At 74.6% G+C, this 17,700-nt stretch carries 14 protein-coding genes and 1 pseudogene; 9 read left to right on the forward strand and 6 right to left on the reverse strand.

From position 1 onward, the window contains the following. Together PV410_RS15520 and PV410_RS15525 are read right to left on the reverse strand one after the other, a co-directional pair. Positions 1 to 1,127 (reverse strand): annotated as a pseudogene (locus PV410_RS15520) (tetratricopeptide repeat protein); the annotation flags it as partial. Beyond that, a complete protein-coding gene (locus tag PV410_RS15525; RefSeq protein WP_500324921.1) occupies positions 1,124 to 2,962 on the reverse strand; it encodes an HSP90 family protein in 1,839 nt (612 codons plus the stop codon). The pseudogene PV410_RS15520 and the gene PV410_RS15525, both read right to left, overlap by 4 nt. 282 nt (positions 2,963 to 3,244) lie before the next feature. On the opposite strand from PV410_RS15525, the gene PV410_RS15530 reads away from it, so the two are divergent. The 4 genes from PV410_RS15530 (at position 3,245) to PV410_RS15545 (ending at position 8,029) form a co-directional block, all read left to right on the forward strand. Beyond that, the gene (locus tag PV410_RS15530; RefSeq protein ID WP_500324923.1) at positions 3,245 to 4,828 is read left to right on the forward strand and encodes an alkaline phosphatase D family protein; all 1,584 of its coding nucleotides are present in this window, start codon (positions 3,245 to 3,247) and stop codon (positions 4,826 to 4,828) included. Between the two features lie 501 nt (positions 4,829 to 5,329). Continuing rightward, positions 5,330 to 5,935, forward strand: a complete 606-nt coding sequence (locus tag PV410_RS15535) for a dihydrofolate reductase family protein (RefSeq protein WP_500324925.1) — start codon at positions 5,330 to 5,332, stop codon at positions 5,933 to 5,935. Positions 5,936 to 6,033: 98 nt separating this feature from the next. Beyond that, a complete protein-coding gene (locus PV410_RS15540) occupies positions 6,034 to 6,555 on the forward strand; it encodes a DUF1990 domain-containing protein (RefSeq protein ID WP_500324927.1) in 522 nt (173 codons plus the stop codon). A gap of 76 nt (positions 6,556 to 6,631) precedes the next feature. After that, the gene (locus PV410_RS15545; RefSeq protein WP_500324929.1) at positions 6,632 to 8,029 is read left to right on the forward strand and encodes a GNAT family N-acetyltransferase; all 1,398 of its coding nucleotides are present in this window, start codon (positions 6,632 to 6,634) and stop codon (positions 8,027 to 8,029) included. Here the strand turns inward: PV410_RS15545 and PV410_RS15550 are convergent. Next, positions 7,983 to 9,158, reverse strand: coding sequence for a trans-sulfuration enzyme family protein (locus tag PV410_RS15550; protein WP_500324931.1), 1,176 nt, complete (start codon positions 9,156 to 9,158; stop codon positions 7,983 to 7,985). The two genes, PV410_RS15545 and PV410_RS15550, sit on opposite strands and share 47 nt — an antisense overlap. Before the next feature lie 59 nt (positions 9,159 to 9,217). Between PV410_RS15550 and PV410_RS15555 the strand changes: the two genes are divergently transcribed. Both PV410_RS15555 and PV410_RS15560 read left to right on the forward strand, forming a co-directional pair. After that, positions 9,218 to 9,700, forward strand: coding sequence for an Lrp/AsnC family transcriptional regulator (locus PV410_RS15555; RefSeq protein ID WP_089224626.1), 483 nt, complete (start codon positions 9,218 to 9,220; stop codon positions 9,698 to 9,700). A gap of 48 nt (positions 9,701 to 9,748) precedes the next feature. Continuing rightward, the gene (locus tag PV410_RS15560; RefSeq protein WP_500324933.1) at positions 9,749 to 11,425 is read left to right on the forward strand and encodes a DUF885 domain-containing protein; all 1,677 of its coding nucleotides are present in this window, start codon (positions 9,749 to 9,751) and stop codon (positions 11,423 to 11,425) included. 56 nt (positions 11,426 to 11,481) lie between these two features. On the opposite strand, the gene PV410_RS15565 is transcribed toward PV410_RS15560, so the two are convergent. Continuing rightward, entirely contained in the window at positions 11,482 to 12,078 is a 597-nt protein-coding gene (locus tag PV410_RS15565) for a hypothetical protein (protein ID WP_500324935.1), read from the reverse strand. Positions 12,079 to 12,255: 177 nt separating this feature from the next. On the opposite strand from PV410_RS15565, the gene PV410_RS15570 reads away from it, so the two are divergent. Together PV410_RS15570 and PV410_RS15575 are read left to right on the forward strand one after the other, a co-directional pair. Then, positions 12,256 to 12,789: a GNAT family N-acetyltransferase gene (locus PV410_RS15570; RefSeq protein WP_499510413.1), complete on the forward strand. Its 534-nt coding sequence runs from the start codon at positions 12,256 to 12,258 to the stop codon at positions 12,787 to 12,789. A gap of 51 nt (positions 12,790 to 12,840) precedes the next feature. Beyond that, positions 12,841 to 13,647 (forward strand): ATP-grasp domain-containing protein, encoded by an 807-nt coding sequence (locus PV410_RS15575; protein WP_500324937.1) that lies wholly within the window; start codon positions 12,841 to 12,843, stop codon positions 13,645 to 13,647. An 18-nt stretch (positions 13,648 to 13,665) separates the two neighbouring features. On the opposite strand, the gene PV410_RS15580 is transcribed toward PV410_RS15575, so the two are convergent. Continuing rightward, positions 13,666 to 14,202, reverse strand: a complete 537-nt coding sequence (locus tag PV410_RS15580; protein ID WP_500324938.1) for a rhodanese-like domain-containing protein — start codon at positions 14,200 to 14,202, stop codon at positions 13,666 to 13,668. Between the two features lie 94 nt (positions 14,203 to 14,296). Here PV410_RS15580 and PV410_RS15585 point away from each other — a divergent pair, with 94 nt between their 5' ends. Then, positions 14,297 to 14,746, forward strand: coding sequence for an Lrp/AsnC family transcriptional regulator (locus PV410_RS15585; protein WP_500324940.1), 450 nt, complete (start codon positions 14,297 to 14,299; stop codon positions 14,744 to 14,746). Here PV410_RS15585 and PV410_RS15590 read toward each other — a convergent pair. Next, a complete protein-coding gene (locus PV410_RS15590) occupies positions 14,711 to 17,698 on the reverse strand; it encodes an AAA family ATPase (RefSeq protein WP_500324942.1) in 2,988 nt (995 codons plus the stop codon). The two genes, PV410_RS15585 and PV410_RS15590, sit on opposite strands and share 36 nt — an antisense overlap. Positions 17,699 to 17,700: the final 2 nt, after the last annotated feature.

Here is a 17,700-nt window from a genome sequence, read left to right on the forward strand (position 1 = left end):
GTCAGGCGCTGCCGGGCCCGGACGCCCAGCGGGAGCCGCTCCACGAGGGGCTCGGCGCCGAGGCGCTCGCGCATGCGGCGGCTGACGGCGTCGTTGCCGTTGCGGGCGTCGAAGCGCGCGGCGACCGCGGCGGCCTCGCGCTCGGCGTGGGCGAGCAGCGTGCGGGCGGTCCACTCGGTGCCGGCCGGGCCGGGGACGCCGCGGTCGGCGTGGCCGAGGGCGAGCAGGCGGCGCATCAGGAGCGCGGTGACGACCAGGTGGTCCATGAGCGTGTCGGGGTCGCCGGTGTCGGTGAAGTACGCGGGGTGCTCGGCGAGGATCTCCAGGGCCCGTGCCTCGTTGCCGGTCAGGGCGCAGAACTCGACGTGGGAGGAGACGGCGCCGCGCATGCTCTCCATGGAGCGCACCAGGCGGTGGCCGCGCAGGTGGTGGGCGCGTGCCTCCTCGAGCCGGCCGAGCCGGACCAGCGGCAGCAGCGAGGACGCCAGCACGTTGTGCGGTTCGTGGGCGCAGGTGTACTGCCCCGTCAGGACCGGCTCCCAGGTGCTCAGCGCCTCGTCGTCACGGCCGCGTTCCACCTGCCAGCTGCCCTGGCCGTGGAGTTCGCAGGCGTGGCAGTCGGCCATGCCGTCGCGGTCGGCGGCGAGCCATGCGGCGTGGGCGGCCTCGGCGCGGGCGGTGTCACCGACGTGCCGGGCGATGCGGAACTCGCCCTGGCGGACGGCGCGTTCGGAGTGACCGGCGAGGCGGTAGCGGTGCTCCATCTCGCGGTGCCACTTCTCGATGGAGGCGAGCGGGACGTCGGGCTGGTCGAGCATGCCGTTGGCCACCCACTTGAAGATCCAGTGCAGGTGGTGGGTGTTCGCGCCGTCGAAGTCCCCGGGCCGCTCGTCCCACATGCGCAGCAGGCGGGCGAAGGGCACGAAGAACTTGTCCTTCTCGCTGCTGTAGGCGTAGGCGTTGGCGAGGTTGAACAGGGCCTCGAGGAGCAGCGGGGTGTCCCCGGTGGCCTCGGCCTCGGCGACGAGCCGCTCCGCGCCGGCGTTGCGGGCGCGGCCCTCGGGCTCCTCCCGGTTGTGGTGCAGGGCGCGGCGTACGGTCTCGGCCGCCGGGTCCTGGGTGCTCATCGGCCGTCCTCCTGTTCGGCGTCGGCGGGCTTGCCGGCGGGGCTGTCGGCGGTCTGCGCCGCCCACTGCAGCAGGCCGAGGAAAGCGCGGTTGAGGAGCGCGGAGTCGGCGGGGCGCAGCGGGCGCTGGGCCATCAGCAGGGCCTGGCCGTACAGCGCCTCGGCGGCGGTGCCGACGAGTTCGGGGTCGGTGAACCCGCTGATCCGCCGGACCAGCGGGTTGAGGTGGTTCAGGACGAGCCGGGCGCGCGGGGCGCCGCCGCGCAGGGAGCCGAGGATGCCCGCCCACAGCTCGTCGGCCTGCTCCTCCTCCTCGGCGCGGGCGCGTTCGTGGCGGGCGGCCCGGTCGTCCAGGTGCAGCGCGGGGACGGTGATCGGGTGGAAGGTGCGCAGCGACACGTCGCAGCCGAGCGGGTCGAGCCTGGCGCGGGCCGCGGCGAGGAAGCCGGACAGGGCGAGTTCCTCGGCAGGGTCGACGGGGTCGAGGTGCGCGGTCACGGTGTCCGCGTCGAGTTCGGCGACGGCGGTGCCGGGACGCACGGTCGGCAGCAGCTCGACCAGGTCGGCGTCGTAGGTGTAGCCGCCGTTGACGACGCCGATGCCCTGCGCGGAGGCGATCGCGGCGACCTGCCGGTACTCCTCGACGGTGCGGGTGAAGTGGACGACGGGGTGGCGGCGGGCGAACTCCTCGAGCGACAGCTGCCCGTCGGTGGTCTCGAACGGCAGCCACGGCAGCATCGTGCGGAGCATCCCGGCGTCGTGCCGGGCGAGCGACTTGACGCCGAGGTGGTGGACGGCGAGGAACTGGGCGAGCCGTTCCCGGTCGCCCGCGGCAAGTTCGGTCAGCCAGCCGCGGATGCGCTCGCCGAGGGCCTCGCGGACGGCGGCGAGCGTCTCGTCGGCGTACAGGCTCTCCCGGGACGCGGTGGGACGCAGACTGTCGGTGTCGATCACGCAGCGGACGAAGAAGGCCCACTCCGGCAGGAGTTCGTCGGCCCGGTCGGTGAGCAGCATGCCCTTGAGGTGGACGCGGTGCCCGGCGCGCTGGGCGGGGCTGACCGCGGCGGGCAGGACGTAGCCGACGCCGCGCACGCCCGCGAGGGGGACGTCGAGGTCGATGACGTCGAGCGGGGTGAAGCCGAACTGCTCGTGGCAGTGCCGGGCGAGCGCGACCCGGCGGGCCGCCTGCCCGGGGTGCGGGCGCTCCCAGACCGGCGGGCGCTCGGTGACGGGCGTGTCGCCGACCCGCACGTCGTACGGCAGCAGGGACCCGAAGTCCTTGGCGAGGGCGAGCACACGCTCCTCGGCGAGCCACTCCCCGGCGCCCGGCCGGGCGGTCAGGTGGACGGTCGTACCGGGCTCGGGGTGGTCCTGCCGCGGCAGCGTGCGGACGGTGTACGAGCCGTCGTCACGGGCGGTCCACTCGACCGGCGGGGCGTCCGGGGTACGGGCGGACCGGCTGACGACGCGGATCTCCGCTGCGACGACGAAGCAGGCGAGCAGCCCGATGCCGAACTGGCCGAGGAACTCCGAGCGGGCGCTCTCCAGCCCGTCGCGCTTGGAGCTGCGTCCGATGGTGGCGAGCAGCTCGTGCACGTCGGACTCGGTGAGGCCGACGCCGGTGTCCGTCACGCGCAGCCGGCCGCCCTCGGCGTGCAGGAGCACCCGGGCGGGGGCGTCGGGCTGTTCGGCCCGGCGGGCGGTGATCGCGTCGACGCCGTTCTGCAGCAGTTCGCGCAGGTAGACCTTGGGGCTGGAGTAGAGGTGGTGGGAGAGGAGGTCCACCAGGCCGCGCAGGTCGACCTGGAAGGCGTGCGGTGTCTGATCTGCAGTCATCGTGGGGGCGCCGGTGCGTTCCCGGGGAGGGAGGACGGGGCGCGGGTAGGGCGATCGGGTGATCGCGGCCGCCGGATTCGGGACATCGTATGGCGGCGGAGCCCGTGGTTACCAGGGGGTTTCGCCGCACGCGACTCACGTGGGGGCGCACGGAGCGGGTGGGCGCCGCCGTACGGCGCGGGGCGGTTGTTCACTGGGCGTTCGGATCGACGGCACGCGGCGCGAGTAGGAACGTGGGGCGGACGCATTCCGGCGTGCGCGGCTGCGACGTGGGAGGTCGGGATGGCGGACGGATCCGGGAGCACGGTCGGGCGGCGGTCGGTGCTGAGGGGCGGGCTGGCGGCCTCCGGGGCGCTGCTGGTGCCCGCGGCGGCCGCGCCCGCGCTGGCCCTGTCGGGGAGGCCGGCGGCGACGTCGGGGGTGCAGACCGGCGACGTCACCGCGTCGGGCGGCCTGGTGTGGGTGCGCGCGGACCGGCCGGCGCGGATGGTGGTGGAGACCTCGGCGACCGGGTCGTTCCGGCACACCCGGCGCTTCCACGGCCCGGTGGTCGGCCCCGGCACCGACTTCACCGGGGTGACCCGGCTGCATGGCCTGCCGTCCGGTGAGCAGGTCCACTACCGGGTGCTGCTGGCCGACCCCGACGACCCGCGCCGCACCGGCGCGCCGGTGACGGGGACCTTCCGCACGGCGCCGGACGCACGGCACGGCGGGGTGCGCTTCGTGTGGTCGGGCGACCTGGCCGGGCAGGGCTGGGGCATCAACCCCGACATCGGCGGCTACCGCATCTTCGACGCGATGGGCGCGGTGGACCCGGACTTCTTCCTGTGCAGCGGTGACAACATCTACGCCGACGGCCCGATCGCGGCGACCCAGGCCCTCCCCGACGGCAGCGCCTACCGCAACGTCACCACGGAGGAGAAGTCCAAGGTCGCCGAGACGCTGGCCGAGTTCCGCGGCAACTTCCGCTACAACCTGCTCGACGAGAACCTGCGGCGCTTCAACGCCCGGGTGCCGTCGGTCATCCAGTGGGACGACCACGAGGTCCGCAACAACTGGTACCCCGGCGAGGTGATCGCCGCCTCGGACCCGCGCTACACCGAGAAGAGCGTGGACGTCCTCGCGGCCCGGGCGCGGCGGGCGTTCGCCGAGTACTTCCCCCTCTCCTCGCTGCGGCCGGACGGCGCCGGCCGGGTGTACCGAGTGCTGCGGCAGGGCCCCCTGCTGGACGTCTTCGTCCTCGACATGCGCACGTACCGCAACTCCAACTCCCCCGACGACCAGGCCCACGACCCGCAGGGCATCCTCGGCCGCGAGCAGTTGGAGTGGCTGAAGCGGGAGCTGTCGCGGTCGCGTGCGGTGTGGAAGGTGATCGCCGCCGACATGCCGCTCGGGCTGGTGGTGCCCGACACCACGGAGGGCCGGCCGAACATCGAGGCCGTCGCGCAGGGCGACCCCGGCGCGCCGCTCGGCCGCGAGCTGCAGATCGCCGAACTGCTGCGGTTCGTCAAGCACCGCAGGATCACGGGCACGGTGTGGCTGACCGCCGACGTCCACCACACCTCGGCGCAGCACTACCAGCCCTCCCGCGCGGCGTTCACGGACTTCGAGCCGTTCTGGGAGTTCGTCTCCGGTCCGCTGAACGCGGGTGCCTTCCCGGCGAGCGCGCTGGACGGCACCTTCGGCCCGGAGCGGGTCTTCGTGAAGGCCCCGACGGCCTCGAACGTCTCGCCCGCCGAGGGCTACCAGTTCTTCGGGCAGGTCGACATCGACGGCCACTCCGGGGACATGACGGTGCGGCTGCGGGAGCAGGACGGCTCGGTGCTGTTCACGAAGGTGCTCCGGGCGGGGCTGGTCGGACAGTAGCCACCGACGGCAGCGGGGGCGGCGACGGGCCGGCGCCCGGCGGTGCGAGCACGCCGCCGGGCGCCGGCCGGTCGCGGCCCCCACGACATCCCGCAGCCCTGCGGATCCCCGGGCCACTCCCCCCTCCCGCACAGGGCGGCGCCCGCGCCGCCGATGACCGCGGGTCCACCGGAGATCGCACCGGGCCGAAGACGCCCCGTGCGCTCGATCGCCGACCCTGCACGAAGACCTCGTCCCGCTGAAGCGGGGGACGAGACCCTCTGCACCAAGGGGACGTCCGGCCTTCCCGAAGGGACGGATCAGTACCTCCCCGGGTCACGCGGCACGGGCATCGTCCAGGCGCTCACGGCCGGTCGGCGGCGGTCGGATTCCATCACGATCCGCAGGGATGTGGTCCAGGTCACCTCGCCTCGCCTCCTCGGCGCGATGATGTCGGGGCAGCGCAACGGTCTCCCTTGCCGTGACGGCGGCGAGTGACGACGAAGACGAGGAGCGAGTCCCATGCGCATCGTGATCACCGAATTCATCAGCCTCGACGGCGTGGTGCAGGCGCCGGGCGGACCGGACGAGGACACCGACGGCGGCTTCGCCAACGGCGGTTGGACGCACCCCTTCTTCGACCCGGAGGTCGTGGGCGGCGCCTTCGACGAGGCGGTCGGCAAGGCCGACGCGCTGCTGTACGGGCGCCGCACGTGGGCGGCGATGGCCGGCGCGTGGCCCGAGCGGGCCGGTGACCCCTTCGCGGACCGGATGAACGCGCTCCCGAAGTACGTCGTGTCCGCCACGCTCGGCGACTCCGAGCTGACCTGGCACAACACCACCCGCATCCCCGGCGGGGAGGCCGTGGCCCGGATCAAGGAGCTGCGGGAGGCCCCCGGCGGCGACGTCGTGGTCATGGGCAGCCCGACGCTCGCGCGCACCCTGCTGAGCGAGGACCTGGTCGACGAACTCCGCCTCATGGTCATGCCCGTGCTCCTCGGCGGCGGCAAGTCGCTCTTCCCCGAGGACGGCGGACTGCGCACCTTCGCACTGGTCTCCACGGTCACCAGCGACAAGGGCGTCAACGTCTGCACCTACCGGCGGGCGGGCGGCGCCCCGGGGGCTTAGCATGTGCAAATCGTCGGGGCAATACGGCGATTTCGAGACCTCGTGGAGCGAGCGGGGAGGGTGCTCCGCGGGCTCCTGAGAACAGGAAGGACGGCGCCGTGACGGGTGGTTTCACCTATGAGCAGGTCGGGGTGACACGGACCGGCGGGCCCACGCCGCCGGGGTTCCACCACCTGCACGAGCGGATCCGGCTCGGCGAGGGCCCCCAGGTGCTGGCCGCGGCCGGGCGGGCGCTGATGGGGTGGCGGATGCACCGGGCGACCGGACTGCGGGTGCCCGCCGGCACCCCGGACGCGGCGCCGGGGGTACGTGTGTCCCTGCGGATCGGCCCGCTGCGCGCGCCGTGCGAGGTGGTGTGGGCGGAACACGGCGCGGAGCGCGTGGGGTTCGCCTACGGGACGCTCCCCGGCCACCCGGAACGCGGCGAGGAGTCGTTCGTGGTGAGCCTCGCGCCCGACGGGTCCGTGTGGCTGGATGTCACGGCCTTCAGTGGACCGGGGGCGTGGTTGGTGCGTCTACTGGGCCCCCTGGGACGCGTCACTCAGCGTGGCATCGCGCGGCGCTACGGCCGGTGCCTACGCAGATTGTCGCAGGACGGAATTGTTGAAAGGGGGAGTTAACCGACATGGAACACCCTTTACCCGTCGGTCACAACGCGTTCGTGATCACGCAACACGAGTTCGGCATGGTGTTTGCATGCGAGAACTGACTTCCGCCACAACCGCCCCCGCCGCCTTCGCGGCCCGGCGGCACCACTGGCGCCGCGACGTGATCGAACTCGCCGCGCTCTTCGTGGCCGTGGCCACCGCCGACCTCATCGCCAATCTCGTCGGGCACGCCCCCGACGGCCCGGCCCTGCTGTGCCTGTCGGCCGCCGCGCTCGTCGCCACGGCCGGCTTCCACACATGGTGGGCACGCCATCACGGTCACTCACCGCCGACAGCCGGGAGCCACAGCGGGAGCCGTACGACGGAGCCGGGGGAAAGCTCCGCCGTGGGCGGACCCGACCCGCGGACGACGTTGTGGCGGGTGCGCACCACCGTGCACGACACGCCGGGCAGCCTCGCCACCCTCTGCACGGCGCTGGCGGGGCGCGGCGTGGACATCCTCACGCTCCAGACGCACCCGCTGGCCGAGGGCACCGTGGACGAGTTCCTGGTCCGCGCCCCGGCCGCACTCGCCCCGGGCGACCTGACGCGGACCGTGGGGGGCGGAGGCGGGCGCGACACCTGGATCGAGCGGGCCGACGCCCACGACCTGGTCGACACCCCGACCCGGGTGCTGAACCTCGCCACCCGCACCGCCATGGACGCCGCCGAACTGCCCCTGGCACTACGCCAGTTGTTCGGCCGCTGCACGATAAGCTCCACCCCGCCCGGTACGGCCGGCCCCGATCCCGCCGAGGGAACCGAGGACACCGAGGACACCGAGGACACCCTGGAGGGCACCATCATGCGGCTGCGCGATCCGGCCGGAGGCACCCTCACCGTGGAACGCGCCTACCTCCCGTTCACCCCGACCGAGTTCGCCCGCGCCCGCGCGCTCGTCGAGCTCGACGCGCACCTGGGCACCAGGGTCCCGGAGGACCGTGCGGTGCTCACCCTCCCCGAGGGCAACGAGATCACCATCCGCCGGGCGGGCCCCGAGGACCTCGAGGCCGCCCGCGAGCTCCACGAGCGCTGCTCCGCCAGGACCCTGACGCGCCGTTACCACGGGCCGGTCGCGGACGTGGACCGCTATCTGACCCACCTGCTCAGCCCCCGCTTCGGGCAGACCCTCGCCGTGCAGACCGTCTCCGGCCGGCTCGTCGCCCTCGGCCACCTGCTGTGGGACGGCGACGAGACCGAGGTCGCCCTGCTGGTCGAGGACGCCTGGCAGCGCCGCGGCATCGGCCTGGAGCTGCTGCGCCGCCTGGTCTCCCAGGCCGTCGACGCGGGGTGCGAGAGCGTCTACGCGGTGACCCGGGCGACCAACACCGGGATGGTCGCGACGATGCGCCGCCTGGGTCTGCCGCTGGACTACCAGGTCGAGGACGGCACGCTGGTCATCACCGCGACGCTGTCACCGGCCGGCGCGAGCGCGTCGCTGCGCTGAGCGCGATGTCGAGGTCCTCCCACAGGTCCTCGACGTCCTCCAGGCCGACGGACAGCCGCAGCAGCCGGTCGCTGACGCCCGAGCTGTGGCGGTCGCCCTCGTCGACGATGCGGTGGCTGATCGAGGCCGGGTGCTGGATGAGGGTGTCGACGCTCCCGAGGCTGACCGCCGGGGTGATCAGCCGGACCCCGGCGATCACCTCGTGCGGGTCGCCCTGGACCTCGAACGCGACCATGGCGCCGCCGATCCGCGGGTAGTGCACCTTCGCCACCCGCGGGTCGGCGGCCAGCCGCTCGGCCAGCGCGGCCGCCGTCGCCGAGGCGGCCTTCACCCGGACCGGCAGCGTGGACAGCCCGCGCAGCAGCAGGTAGCCCGCCAGGGGGTGCAGCACCCCTCCGGTGGCGAAGCGCACCTTGCGCAGCACGCGGGCGAACTCCTCGTCACAGGCGATGACCCCGCCCAGGACGTCGCCGTGGCCGCCCAGGTACTTGGTGGCGCTGTGCAGCACGATCCTGGCGCCGCTCTCCAGCGGGCGCTGCAGGACGGGCGTGGCGAAGGTGTTGTCGACCAGCAGCGGCACCTCGCCGCAGGAGTGGGCGACGGCCCGCAGGTCGACCTCGGCCAGCGTCGGGTTGGCGGGGGTCTCCACGATCACCAGGCCGGTGTCGGGGCGGATGGCGTCGGCGATCCCGGCCGGGTCGGTCCAGGTCACCTCGGTGCCGATCAGGCCCCCGGTCAGGAGGTGGTCGCTGCAGCCGTACAGCGGGCGGACGGCCACCACGTGGCGCAGCCCCATGGAGGCGCGGGCCAGCAGGGTGGCGGTGAGGGCGGCCATGCCGCTGGCGAAGGCCACCGCGGCCTCGGCGCCCTCCAGCCGGGCCAGCGCCGCCTCGAAGCGGGCGACGGTGGGGTTGTCGAGCCGGGAGTAGACCGGCGGGCCGGTCAGCGCGGCACCGGTCACGGCGAAGTCGTCCAGCCGGGCGGCCTCGGCGCGGCTGTCCCGCGAGGGGTAGGTGGTGGACAGGTCCAGGGGAACGGCGTGCAGGCCGAGGTCCGCGAGGTCTTCGCGGCCGGCGTGCACGGCCTCGGTGGCGAGGGCGCGGGTGGGCGCCGATGCTGTCGTGTCCATGGCCCGATGCTGAACAGCTACCGGTCCGTAGCGGGGAGGGCCCGTGTTAACTTCGGCCGATGTCCGATTCTGTGCTTCTGGATCCGGTCGACCTCGAGATTCTGCGGCTCCTGCAGAACGACGCACGGACGACGTACAAGGACCTCGCCGCGGCCGTGGGCGTGGCCCCGTCCACCTGCCTGGACCGGGTCGGCCGGCTGCGCCGCACCGGGGTGATCCTCGGCCATGAGCTGCGGGTCGACCCGGCCCGGCTCGGGCGGCCGCTGGAGGCACTGCTGGCGGTGCAGGTGCGGCCGCACCGCCGGGAGCTGATCGGCCCGTTCGTCGAGCGGGTGCGGGCACTGCCCGAGTCCCGGGCGCTGTTCCACCTCACCGGGCCCGACGACTACCTCGTCCACGTCGCCGTGGCGAGCACCGGCGACCTCCAGCGGCTGGTCGTCGACGAGTTCACCTCGCGGCCCGAAGTCGCGCGCGTGGAGACCCGGTTGATCTTCCAGCACTGGGACTGCGGCCCGCTGCTCCCGCCCACGTCAGGAATATGATCGTCAATGGTGATGACGGAGCAGGCCGCTCCGTACCAGGATGTGACCATGCCCGACACCACCGGCAGTGCGCTGCCCCGCCAGATCGCCGACGCGTACGTCGACGCGGTCACCGAACTCGACCCCATCACCGCCACGTACCTGGGGGTGCGGACCGGTCAGGACCGGCTCCCCGACTTCAGCCCCGCCGGCTTGGAGGCCCAGGCCGAGCTCGCCCGCCGCACCCTGGCCGACGTCGACGCGGCCGAGGCGACGGACGACGACGAGCGCCGCTGCGCCCGGCTGCTGCGCGAGCGGCTCACCGCCGAGCTGGCCGTGCACGAGGCGGGTGAGGGCCTGCGGGCCGTGAGCAACCTGCACTCCCCCGTCCACTCGGTGCGCGGCGTCTTCATGCTGATGCCGACCGGGACCGACGAGGACTGGGCCGCCGTCGCCGCCCGGCTGCGCGCGGTCCCGGAGTCCCTGGCGGGCTACCGGGCCTCCCTGGAGGAGGGCGTCGCCCGCAAGCTGCCGGCCGGGCCGCGCCAGGTCGCCACGGTCATCGAGCAGCTCGGCGAGTGGCTGGGCGAGGACGCAGGAGCGAGCTGGTTCGCGCAGTTCGTGAAGGAGGGCCCGCAGGCCCTGCGGTCCGAGCTGGACGGCGGTGCCGCCGACGCCACCGCGGCCGTCGCCGGCCTGCGCGACTGGCTGCGCGACACCTACGCCCCCGCCGTCGAGGGCACCCCGGACGCCGTCGGCCGCGAGCGGTACGCCCGCTGGGCCCGCTACTGGACCGGCTCCGACCTCGACCTGGACGAGGCGTACGCCTGGGGCTGGGAGGAATTCCGGCGCCTCGACGCCGAGATGCGCGTCGAGGCGGAGAAGGTGCTGCCCGGCTCCACCCCGCTGGAGGCGCTGGCCCACCTGGACGAGGCCGGCGAGGCCGTCGAGGGCGTCGACGAGGTCCGCGACTGGCTGCAGGGCCTGATGGACGAGGCCATGGCCGCGCTCGACGGCACCCACTTCGACCTGGCCGAGCCCGTCAAGCACGTCGAGTCCCGCATCGCCCCGCCCGGCAGCGCCGCCGCGCCGTACTACACGGCCCCCTCCCTGGACTTCTCCCGGCCGGGCCGCACCTGGCTGCCCACCCTGGGCCGCGAGCGGTTCCCCGTCTGGGACCTGGTCAGCACCTGGTACCACGAGGGCGTCCCCGGCCACCACCTGCAGCTCGCGCAGTGGGTGTACGTCGCGGACCGGCTCAGCCGCTACCAGGCGACCCTCGGCCAGGTCAGCGCCAACGCGGAGGGCTGGGCCCTGTACGCCGAGCGCCTCATGGACGAACTCGGCTTCCTGACGGACGCGGGGCGCCGGCTGGGCTACCTCAACGCGCAGATGCTGCGGGCCACCCGCGTCATCCTGGACATCGGCATGCACCTGGAGCTGGAGATCCCGCAGGACAGCCCGTACCGTCCGGGCGAGACCTGGACGCCGGAGCTGGGGCGTGAATTCTTCGGGCGCTTCAACGGGCTCAGCGACGCCATGCTCGACAGCGAGATCATCCGCTACCTCGGCATGCCGGGGCAGGCCATCGGCTACAAGCTGGGCGAGCGCGCCTGGCTCGCCGGGCGCGAGGCCGCCCGCAAGGCCCACGGTGACTCCTTCGACCCCAAGGCCTGGCACATGGCCGCGCTGTCGCAGGGCTCCCTGGGCCTGGACGACCTCGTCGACGAGCTCTCGAAGCTCTAGCGGTCACCCGTCCTCCCCCGGGGCCGGCCCGGGGGAGGACACCGTACGCCGCCCCTTCACCGCTCCGGGTCGGGCCAGGCCGCCACGAGCGCCCGGTAGTCGGCGAAGCGGGGGCCGGGGACCGTCTCCCGCACCGGCCGGCCGTTCAGCCAGTCCATCCGGTGGATGCCGGTCTCGGTGTCGAGCAGGCAGCACACTCCCCCGGCTGCGGCCGTGAGGCCGGTGAACACCGACCGGACGCTCGCGGACCGCTCGAACATCAGGCTCATCCGGGTGGTCGCCGCCGTGAACTCCAGCGTCGCGTAGTGGGGGTGGAGCGCGGGCGCGAACCGGACCGTCAGGTAGACGTAGCCGATCGGGACCCTCCCGAGCGCGTCGGGCTCGGGGTCCCGGTCCTCCAGGAACGCGCGCACGGCGTCGTCCACCCCGAACATGATCGAAGTGTCGAGCCCCAGCGTGCCGCTCCCGGAGCAGTCCACCGGCTCGCTCCGGAAATGGGACGTGAAGGGGACGACGATGCCCTCCCCGCCAGGCAGGGTGACCGTCAGCGGCGGCACCTGCGAGGCCGGCGGCGCCAGCTGCACCAGCTCCGCCAGCGCGGCGGCGACGTTCCTGCCCGGCAGGACGATCTCGTAGGTGTAGTCGAGCCCCATGCGCATCCCTCCCCTGAGCGGCACCGATCCTGCCACGCCGGACCGTCGGCAGCCCGCAGATTTCCCGCGGGGCACGCCGCCGCCCGGTGCCTGCCCGCGATGCCCGCCCCGGCGCGGGACCCGCCCGCGGGGAGCGGCGGGGGTGGATAGGGTGAGTCGCATGGGGGTGTCACGCGGATGATTCCGAATGCTGCGCGGGAAGACGGCCGCCTGGTGCTGACGCACGGGCGGGTGGTGCTGAGGGAGCAACTGCCGGAGGAAGCGGCGCAGTTGGCCGACGGCAAGCCGGCCGGGCTGGAGTGGATCGACGGCGGGCCGGGCGAGGGCACGATCATCGCGGCCGGGATGATGACGATCGCGGCGGCCGCCGCGGTGTACGCCCCGGGGTGGGGGCTGTTCGTGATCCAGCGGACGGACGACGGCCTCGCGCTCGGCGGCATCGGCTTCCACGGCCCGCCCTCCGCCGTCGACGGCCTGGTGGAGATCGGCTACGACCTGTCGGAGTCCGCGCGCGGCGTGGGCTGGGCGACGGACGCCGTACTGGTGCTGTCCCGGTGGGCGCTGAGCCGTGCCGAGGTGCGCACCGTGCTGGCGACCACGGATCCGGGCAACCGCGCCTCGCAACGGGTGCTGGAGCGGGCCGGTTTCGGGCGGGTCGCGGACCGGGACGCCCAGTGGGCGTACGAGCTGCGGCCGGCCGGGGTGGTGTGACGGCGTAATGCGCTGTCGCGGCACCCGCCGGGTGCGCCACCATCGTTGACCGTGAACACCGTGCACCCGTCCCGGACCCTCTTCCTCTCGCCGCGCGTGACCGCCACCGGCCATGCGCTCGCCGCGGCCGCCCACCGGCGCGGCATGGCGACGCGTACCCTCCCCACGTGGCGGGTGCCGCAGTACGCGCTCGACGCCGTGGGCCCGTCGCTGTACGCGGGGCCGCTCTTCGCGGACGCGGTGGCGGCGGACCTGGGCCTGGGGCTGCTGGAGGCCGACGAGGACTGGCTGGCCCGGCTGCCGTGCGAACTCGTGGGGCGGCGGATCGAGTTCACGACCCTGGCGGAGGCCCGCGGGCTGCGCCGGCCCGCCTTCGTGAAGCCGCCGAACGACAAGAGCTTCCCGGCCCGTGTGTACCCCGACGGCAGCGGCCTGCCCGGTCCGGACGCGGTGGACGACGACGCCCCCGTGCTGGTGAGCGACATCGTGGCGTTCGCCGTCGAGTACCGGCTGTTCCTGCTGGACGGCGAGGTCGTCACGGGCAGCCGCTACGCGACCCGCGGCGGCCTGGACGTGGCGCCCCTGGACGGCGACCCGGCGGCCGGCGAGGTGCGGGACTTCGCCCGACGGCTGTTCGCACCCGGCGTGCCGGAACTGCCCGGCGCGGTCGTGGTCGACGTCGGCAGGACCGCGGACGGGTGGGCGGTGGTCGAGGCCAACGCCGCCTGGGCGAGCGGGCACTACGCGTGCGACGCCGACGCCGCGCTGGACGTCGTCCTGCGGGCCGCGGCGCCGCTCGCCGGGTGGGGTCCGCGGGACCGCCGGTTCCTGCGCCCGGCCGTCTCCGTGGTCCGCTGAGGCCGCCGCGCGGCGGCCTCAGCAACCGCAGTCGTCGGCGCCCACGGGCGCGGTCAGCGGGTCGGCCGGACGCCGTGAGGTGCCGTCTGCCGTCTCGTGGGCGAAGCCCTCGCGGATCCAGTACTCCATGCCGCCGAGCATCTCCTTGACCTGGTAGCCCAGGCTCGCCAGGGCGTGCGCGGCGCGGGCGGCGCCGTTGCAGCCGGGCCCCCAGCAGTACACGACGACGGGCACGTCGCGGTCGAGGAAGGCCGCGGCGAGCCGGGGGACGTCCGCGGTGGGCAGGTGGACGGCTCCGTGGACGTGGCCCTGCTCCCAGGCCTGGGTGGAACGGGAGTCGACGACGACGAAGCCGGGTCCGGTGCCGCTCTCCGCCGCCGTGGCGAGGGCGGCCGCGACGTCGGACACGTCGGCGTGGAAGGCGAGGCTCGCGGCGAAGTACGCGGCGGCGTCGGCCGGAGCGGCGGGCGGGACGCGCAGCACGGGGTTGCCGGCCGGAGCGGAGGCAGAGGTGGAGGCAGAGGTGGAGGCGGAGGCGGCGGTCTGTGTCGTCATGGCGGTAAATCTACGAGCCGCCGACGCCCGCCTGAAGGGTCGTTCCCCGGCGTCCGTCTTGCCCGACCGGGGAAACCACTGGTACTCAAGGGGAATGACCGTGGATTCCCTCGACGCCACCGACTGGCGCATCCTGGACGCCCTGCAGCGCGACGGCCGGGCCAGCTACGCAGAACTGGCGCGTGCCGTGTCGATGTCACCGAGCGCGGTGACCGAGCGGGTCCGCCGGCTGGAGGAGGCGGGGGTGATCGCGGCGTACACGGCCGTCGTGGACCTGGAGCGGATCGGCCGCCCGATCATGGCGTTCGTCCGGCTGCGCTACCCGCACGGCAACTACAAGCCGTTCCACGATCTGCTGGAGTCGACCCCGGAGATCCTGGAGGCCCACCATGTGACGGGCGACGACTGCTTCATCATGAAGGTCACCGCCCGCTCGATGCGTCACCTGGAGGAGATCACCGGCCGCGTCTCGGGCCTCGGCTCGGTGACGACGAGCGTCGTCTACTCGTCACCGCTCGCCCGCCGTGCGGTGGCGGAGGGCTGACCCCCGCTGCCCCTTGACCACCTGCAACTGGGCGGGGACGCGCTGCCGGAGCTCGGCCACGTGGCTGACGATGCCGACGGCGCGGTCCCGTTCGCGCAGCCCGTCGAGGACGTCCAGCACCTCGTCCAGGGTCTGCTCGTCGAGGCTGCCGAAACCCTCGTCGACGAAGAGCGTGTCGAGGCGGGCGCCGCCCGACTCGTCCGTGACGACGTCCGCGAGACCGAGGGCGAGGGCGAGGGAGGCGAAGAAGGTCTCGCCGCCGGAGAGCGTGGCGGTGTCGCGCTCGGTGCCCGTCCAGGAGTCCACGACCATCAGCCCCAGGCCCGACTTGACGTTGCGTGAGGCACGGGCGTCGGTGTGGACGAGGGTGTAGCGCCCGGAGGACATCCGGTGCAGCCGGACGCTGGCCGCGGCCGCGACCTGTTCCAGCCGGGCGGCCAGCACGTAGGTCTCCAGTTCCATGCGCAGCGTGTTCTCGCCGGCGCCGGTGGCCAGGTCCGCCAGGCGTCGCAGCCGCGCGTACTCCTCACGGGCCGGGGCGAGCGCCCTGGTACCGCGCAGCGCCTCGGCCCGCAGCCGGTCGAGGGCGTCGCGGGTCGTGTGCGCGGCGGACTGGCGGGCGGCGGCCCCGCGCAGCCGTACGGTGGCGGTCTCGACGGCCCGCCGGGCCGCGTCGGGGTCGGCCGGGGGCAGCGCGGCGGCCTCGGCCAGGTCGAGAGCGGTGAGTTCGGCAGTGACCGCGGCCTCCTCGCGGCGCCACTCCTCCGCCCGTTGCCGCAGCCGCCGCAGTTCCGTCTCCGGCTGTACGGCGGCGGCCGCCGCCTCGGGCGTGGGGAAACCGGCCTTGTAGGCGGCGTCGGCCAGGTCGGAGTCCGCCTCCTTCAGCGCGCGGGCGCAGTCCTGCCCGGCGCGGGCCGCCCCGGCCGCGGTGGCGGCGCGCTCGGCGTCCGCCGCGAGCCGGGCGCGGCGCTCGGCGACGGTGGCGTACGGGCCGCGGGCCCGCGCCAGCCGGGCGGTGAGCTCGGAGTCCTCCTGGTCGAGGAGCTCCCGGCGGGTGGTGAGGGAAGCGAGCCGGTTCTCGGCCTCGTTGCGGTCCGCGGAGCGGCGGGCGTGCTCCGCGAGGGCCCGGTCGAGCGCCTGGCGCGCCTCGGGGGCCCGCGCGGCGGCCCGCACGGCGGCCCGGTACTCCTCTTCCAGCGCGGCGTGCGCGGCGGCGAGTTCGGGCTGCGGCTCCGGTCCCGCGGCGGCGAGGGCCGCGTCGTGGGCCGCGGTGAGGCGTACGACCTGGTCCTGCGCGGTGTCCCGGATGGCGGCGGCCCGCTGCTGGGCCTCCTGCGCGGCCTCCTCGTCGGCGCGGCCCACCTGGCGGCCGGTGGGGCGGGCGGGGTGCGGGTGCTCGGTGGCGCCGCAGACCAGGCAGCCCTCACCGGGGCTGAGCTGCGCGGCCAGTTCGGCGGCGATGCCGTTGATGCGGGCCTCGCGCACGTCCTGCCAGTGGTCGCGGGCGTCGGCGGCGGCGTCGCGTGCGGCGCGCAGCCGGTCCTGCGCGGCGAGCAGCGCGGTGGCGTGGGTGTCGCGTTCGCGGGCGGCGTCGAGGCGGCGGCGGGCCCGGTCGACGGCGCCGGAGAGTTCGGCGGCGCGGGTGGCGGCGGACTGAGCGGTGTCGACGGCGCGTTCGTGGCCGAGGCGTGCGGCCTCCCAGCCGTCCAGCCAGGCGGCCGTGTCGGCGATCAGCCGCTCGTCCTCGGCGGCCTCGCGCTCCACCCGCCCTCGGTCGTGGGCCAGTTCGGCGGCGCGCTGCTCGGCCCGGCCGGCGTCGGCGAGGCCGCCCAGCTCCTCGCGGAGCCGGTTCTCGTACTCCGCGAGCTGTTCGGCGCCCGCCTCGTACTGCTCGGCGGGCAGGCCCGCGCGGGCGGTGCGCTCCTCGACGGCCGCACGGGCCTGCCGGGCGGCGGCCCGCTCGCGCAGTTCCAGGGCGGGCACCACGGTCGCGGCCCGCTCCGCCGTCTCCAGCAGCCGCTGTTCGCGGGCGCGGGTCTCGCGCTCGCCGGCCATGTCACGGGCGCGGCGCTCGGCCGCGGCGTGCCGGCGCTGCCGGACGGCGAGTTCGCGTACCGCCTCGGCCTCGCGCTGGGCCTGCTCGTGCGCGCCCTCGGCGGCGGTCACGGCGAGGTCGGCGACGTCGACGCGTTCGTGAGCGGTGGTGGCCAGCACGGCCGCCCAGCGCAGGATGTGCGGGGCCAGTTCCGGGTCGCCGGCCGCGACGCCCTCCGGCAGCGGCCCGACCAGGGCCTCCGGGTCGTCCCCGGCGGCCTGGCCCATGCGCTCGGCGAGCCGCTGCAGTTCGTCGTCCCCGGCGGCGACCCGCTGCTCGGCGGCCCGCCGCCGGGCCCGCAGCCACTCCTCGACGGCCTTGAAACGGCCGGTGTCGAAGAGCTTGCCGAGCAGGGCGGCCCGGTCGGTGGCGGTGGCCCGCAGGAAGGTCGCGAACTCGCCCTGGGGCAGCAGCACGACCTGGCAGAACTGCTCCCGGCTCATGCCGATGAGCTGCTTCAACTCCTCGCCGGCCTCCTGGTGGGACTTGCTGAGCGCCCGCCACTCCCCCGCCGTGTGCTCGCGCAGCAGGGTGACGGCCTTCTCCATCGTGTAGCCGGTGCCGCGCTTCTTCGGGCGCGGCTGCTCGGGGCGCCGGGTGATCTCCAGCCGCCGTCCGCCCACGGTCAGGTCGAGCACGACCTCGGTGAGCGTGTCCTCCCCGGCGTGGTCGCTGCGTAGCCGGTTGCCCTGCCGGCTGCCGGGGACCCCGCCGTACAGGGCGAAGCACACCCCGTCCAGCACGGAGGTCTTGCCGGCGCCGGTCGCGCCGTGCAGCAGGAACAGCCCGGCCGAGGACAGCTCGTCGAAGTCCACGGTGTGGCTGCCGGCGAACGGCCCGAAGGCGGTCAGGATCAGAC

The sequence above is a fragment of the Streptomyces sp. PA03-5A genome, from assembly GCF_033792725.1.
GTDB lineage: Bacteria > Actinomycetota > Actinomycetes > Streptomycetales > Streptomycetaceae > Actinacidiphila.

Coding starts and splice junctions, on each gene's coding strand:
- PV410_RS15580 (WP_500324938.1), bottom strand. CDS start 14,202: ATGACGACACAGACCGCCGCCTCCGCCTCCACCTCTGCCTCCACCTCT.
- PV410_RS15525 (WP_500324921.1), bottom strand. CDS start 2,962: ATGACTGCAGATCAGACACCGCACGCCTTCCAGGTCGACCTGCGCGGC.
- PV410_RS15570 (WP_499510413.1), top strand. CDS start 12,256: ATGATTCCGAATGCTGCGCGGGAAGACGGCCGCCTGGTGCTGACGCAC.
- PV410_RS15545 (WP_500324929.1), top strand. CDS start 6,632: ATGCGAGAACTGACTTCCGCCACAACCGCCCCCGCCGCCTTCGCGGCC.
- PV410_RS15530 (WP_500324923.1), top strand. CDS start 3,245: ATGGCGGACGGATCCGGGAGCACGGTCGGGCGGCGGTCGGTGCTGAGG.
- PV410_RS15535 (WP_500324925.1), top strand. CDS start 5,330: ATGCGCATCGTGATCACCGAATTCATCAGCCTCGACGGCGTGGTGCAG.
- PV410_RS15550 (WP_500324931.1), bottom strand. CDS start 9,158: ATGGACACGACAGCATCGGCGCCCACCCGCGCCCTCGCCACCGAGGCC.
- PV410_RS15585 (WP_500324940.1), top strand. CDS start 14,297: ATGACCGTGGATTCCCTCGACGCCACCGACTGGCGCATCCTGGACGCC.
- PV410_RS15560 (WP_500324933.1), top strand. CDS start 9,749: ATGCCCGACACCACCGGCAGTGCGCTGCCCCGCCAGATCGCCGACGCG.
- PV410_RS15555 (WP_089224626.1), top strand. CDS start 9,218: ATGTCCGATTCTGTGCTTCTGGATCCGGTCGACCTCGAGATTCTGCGG.
- PV410_RS15565 (WP_500324935.1), bottom strand. CDS start 12,078: ATGGGGCTCGACTACACCTACGAGATCGTCCTGCCGGGCAGGAACGTC.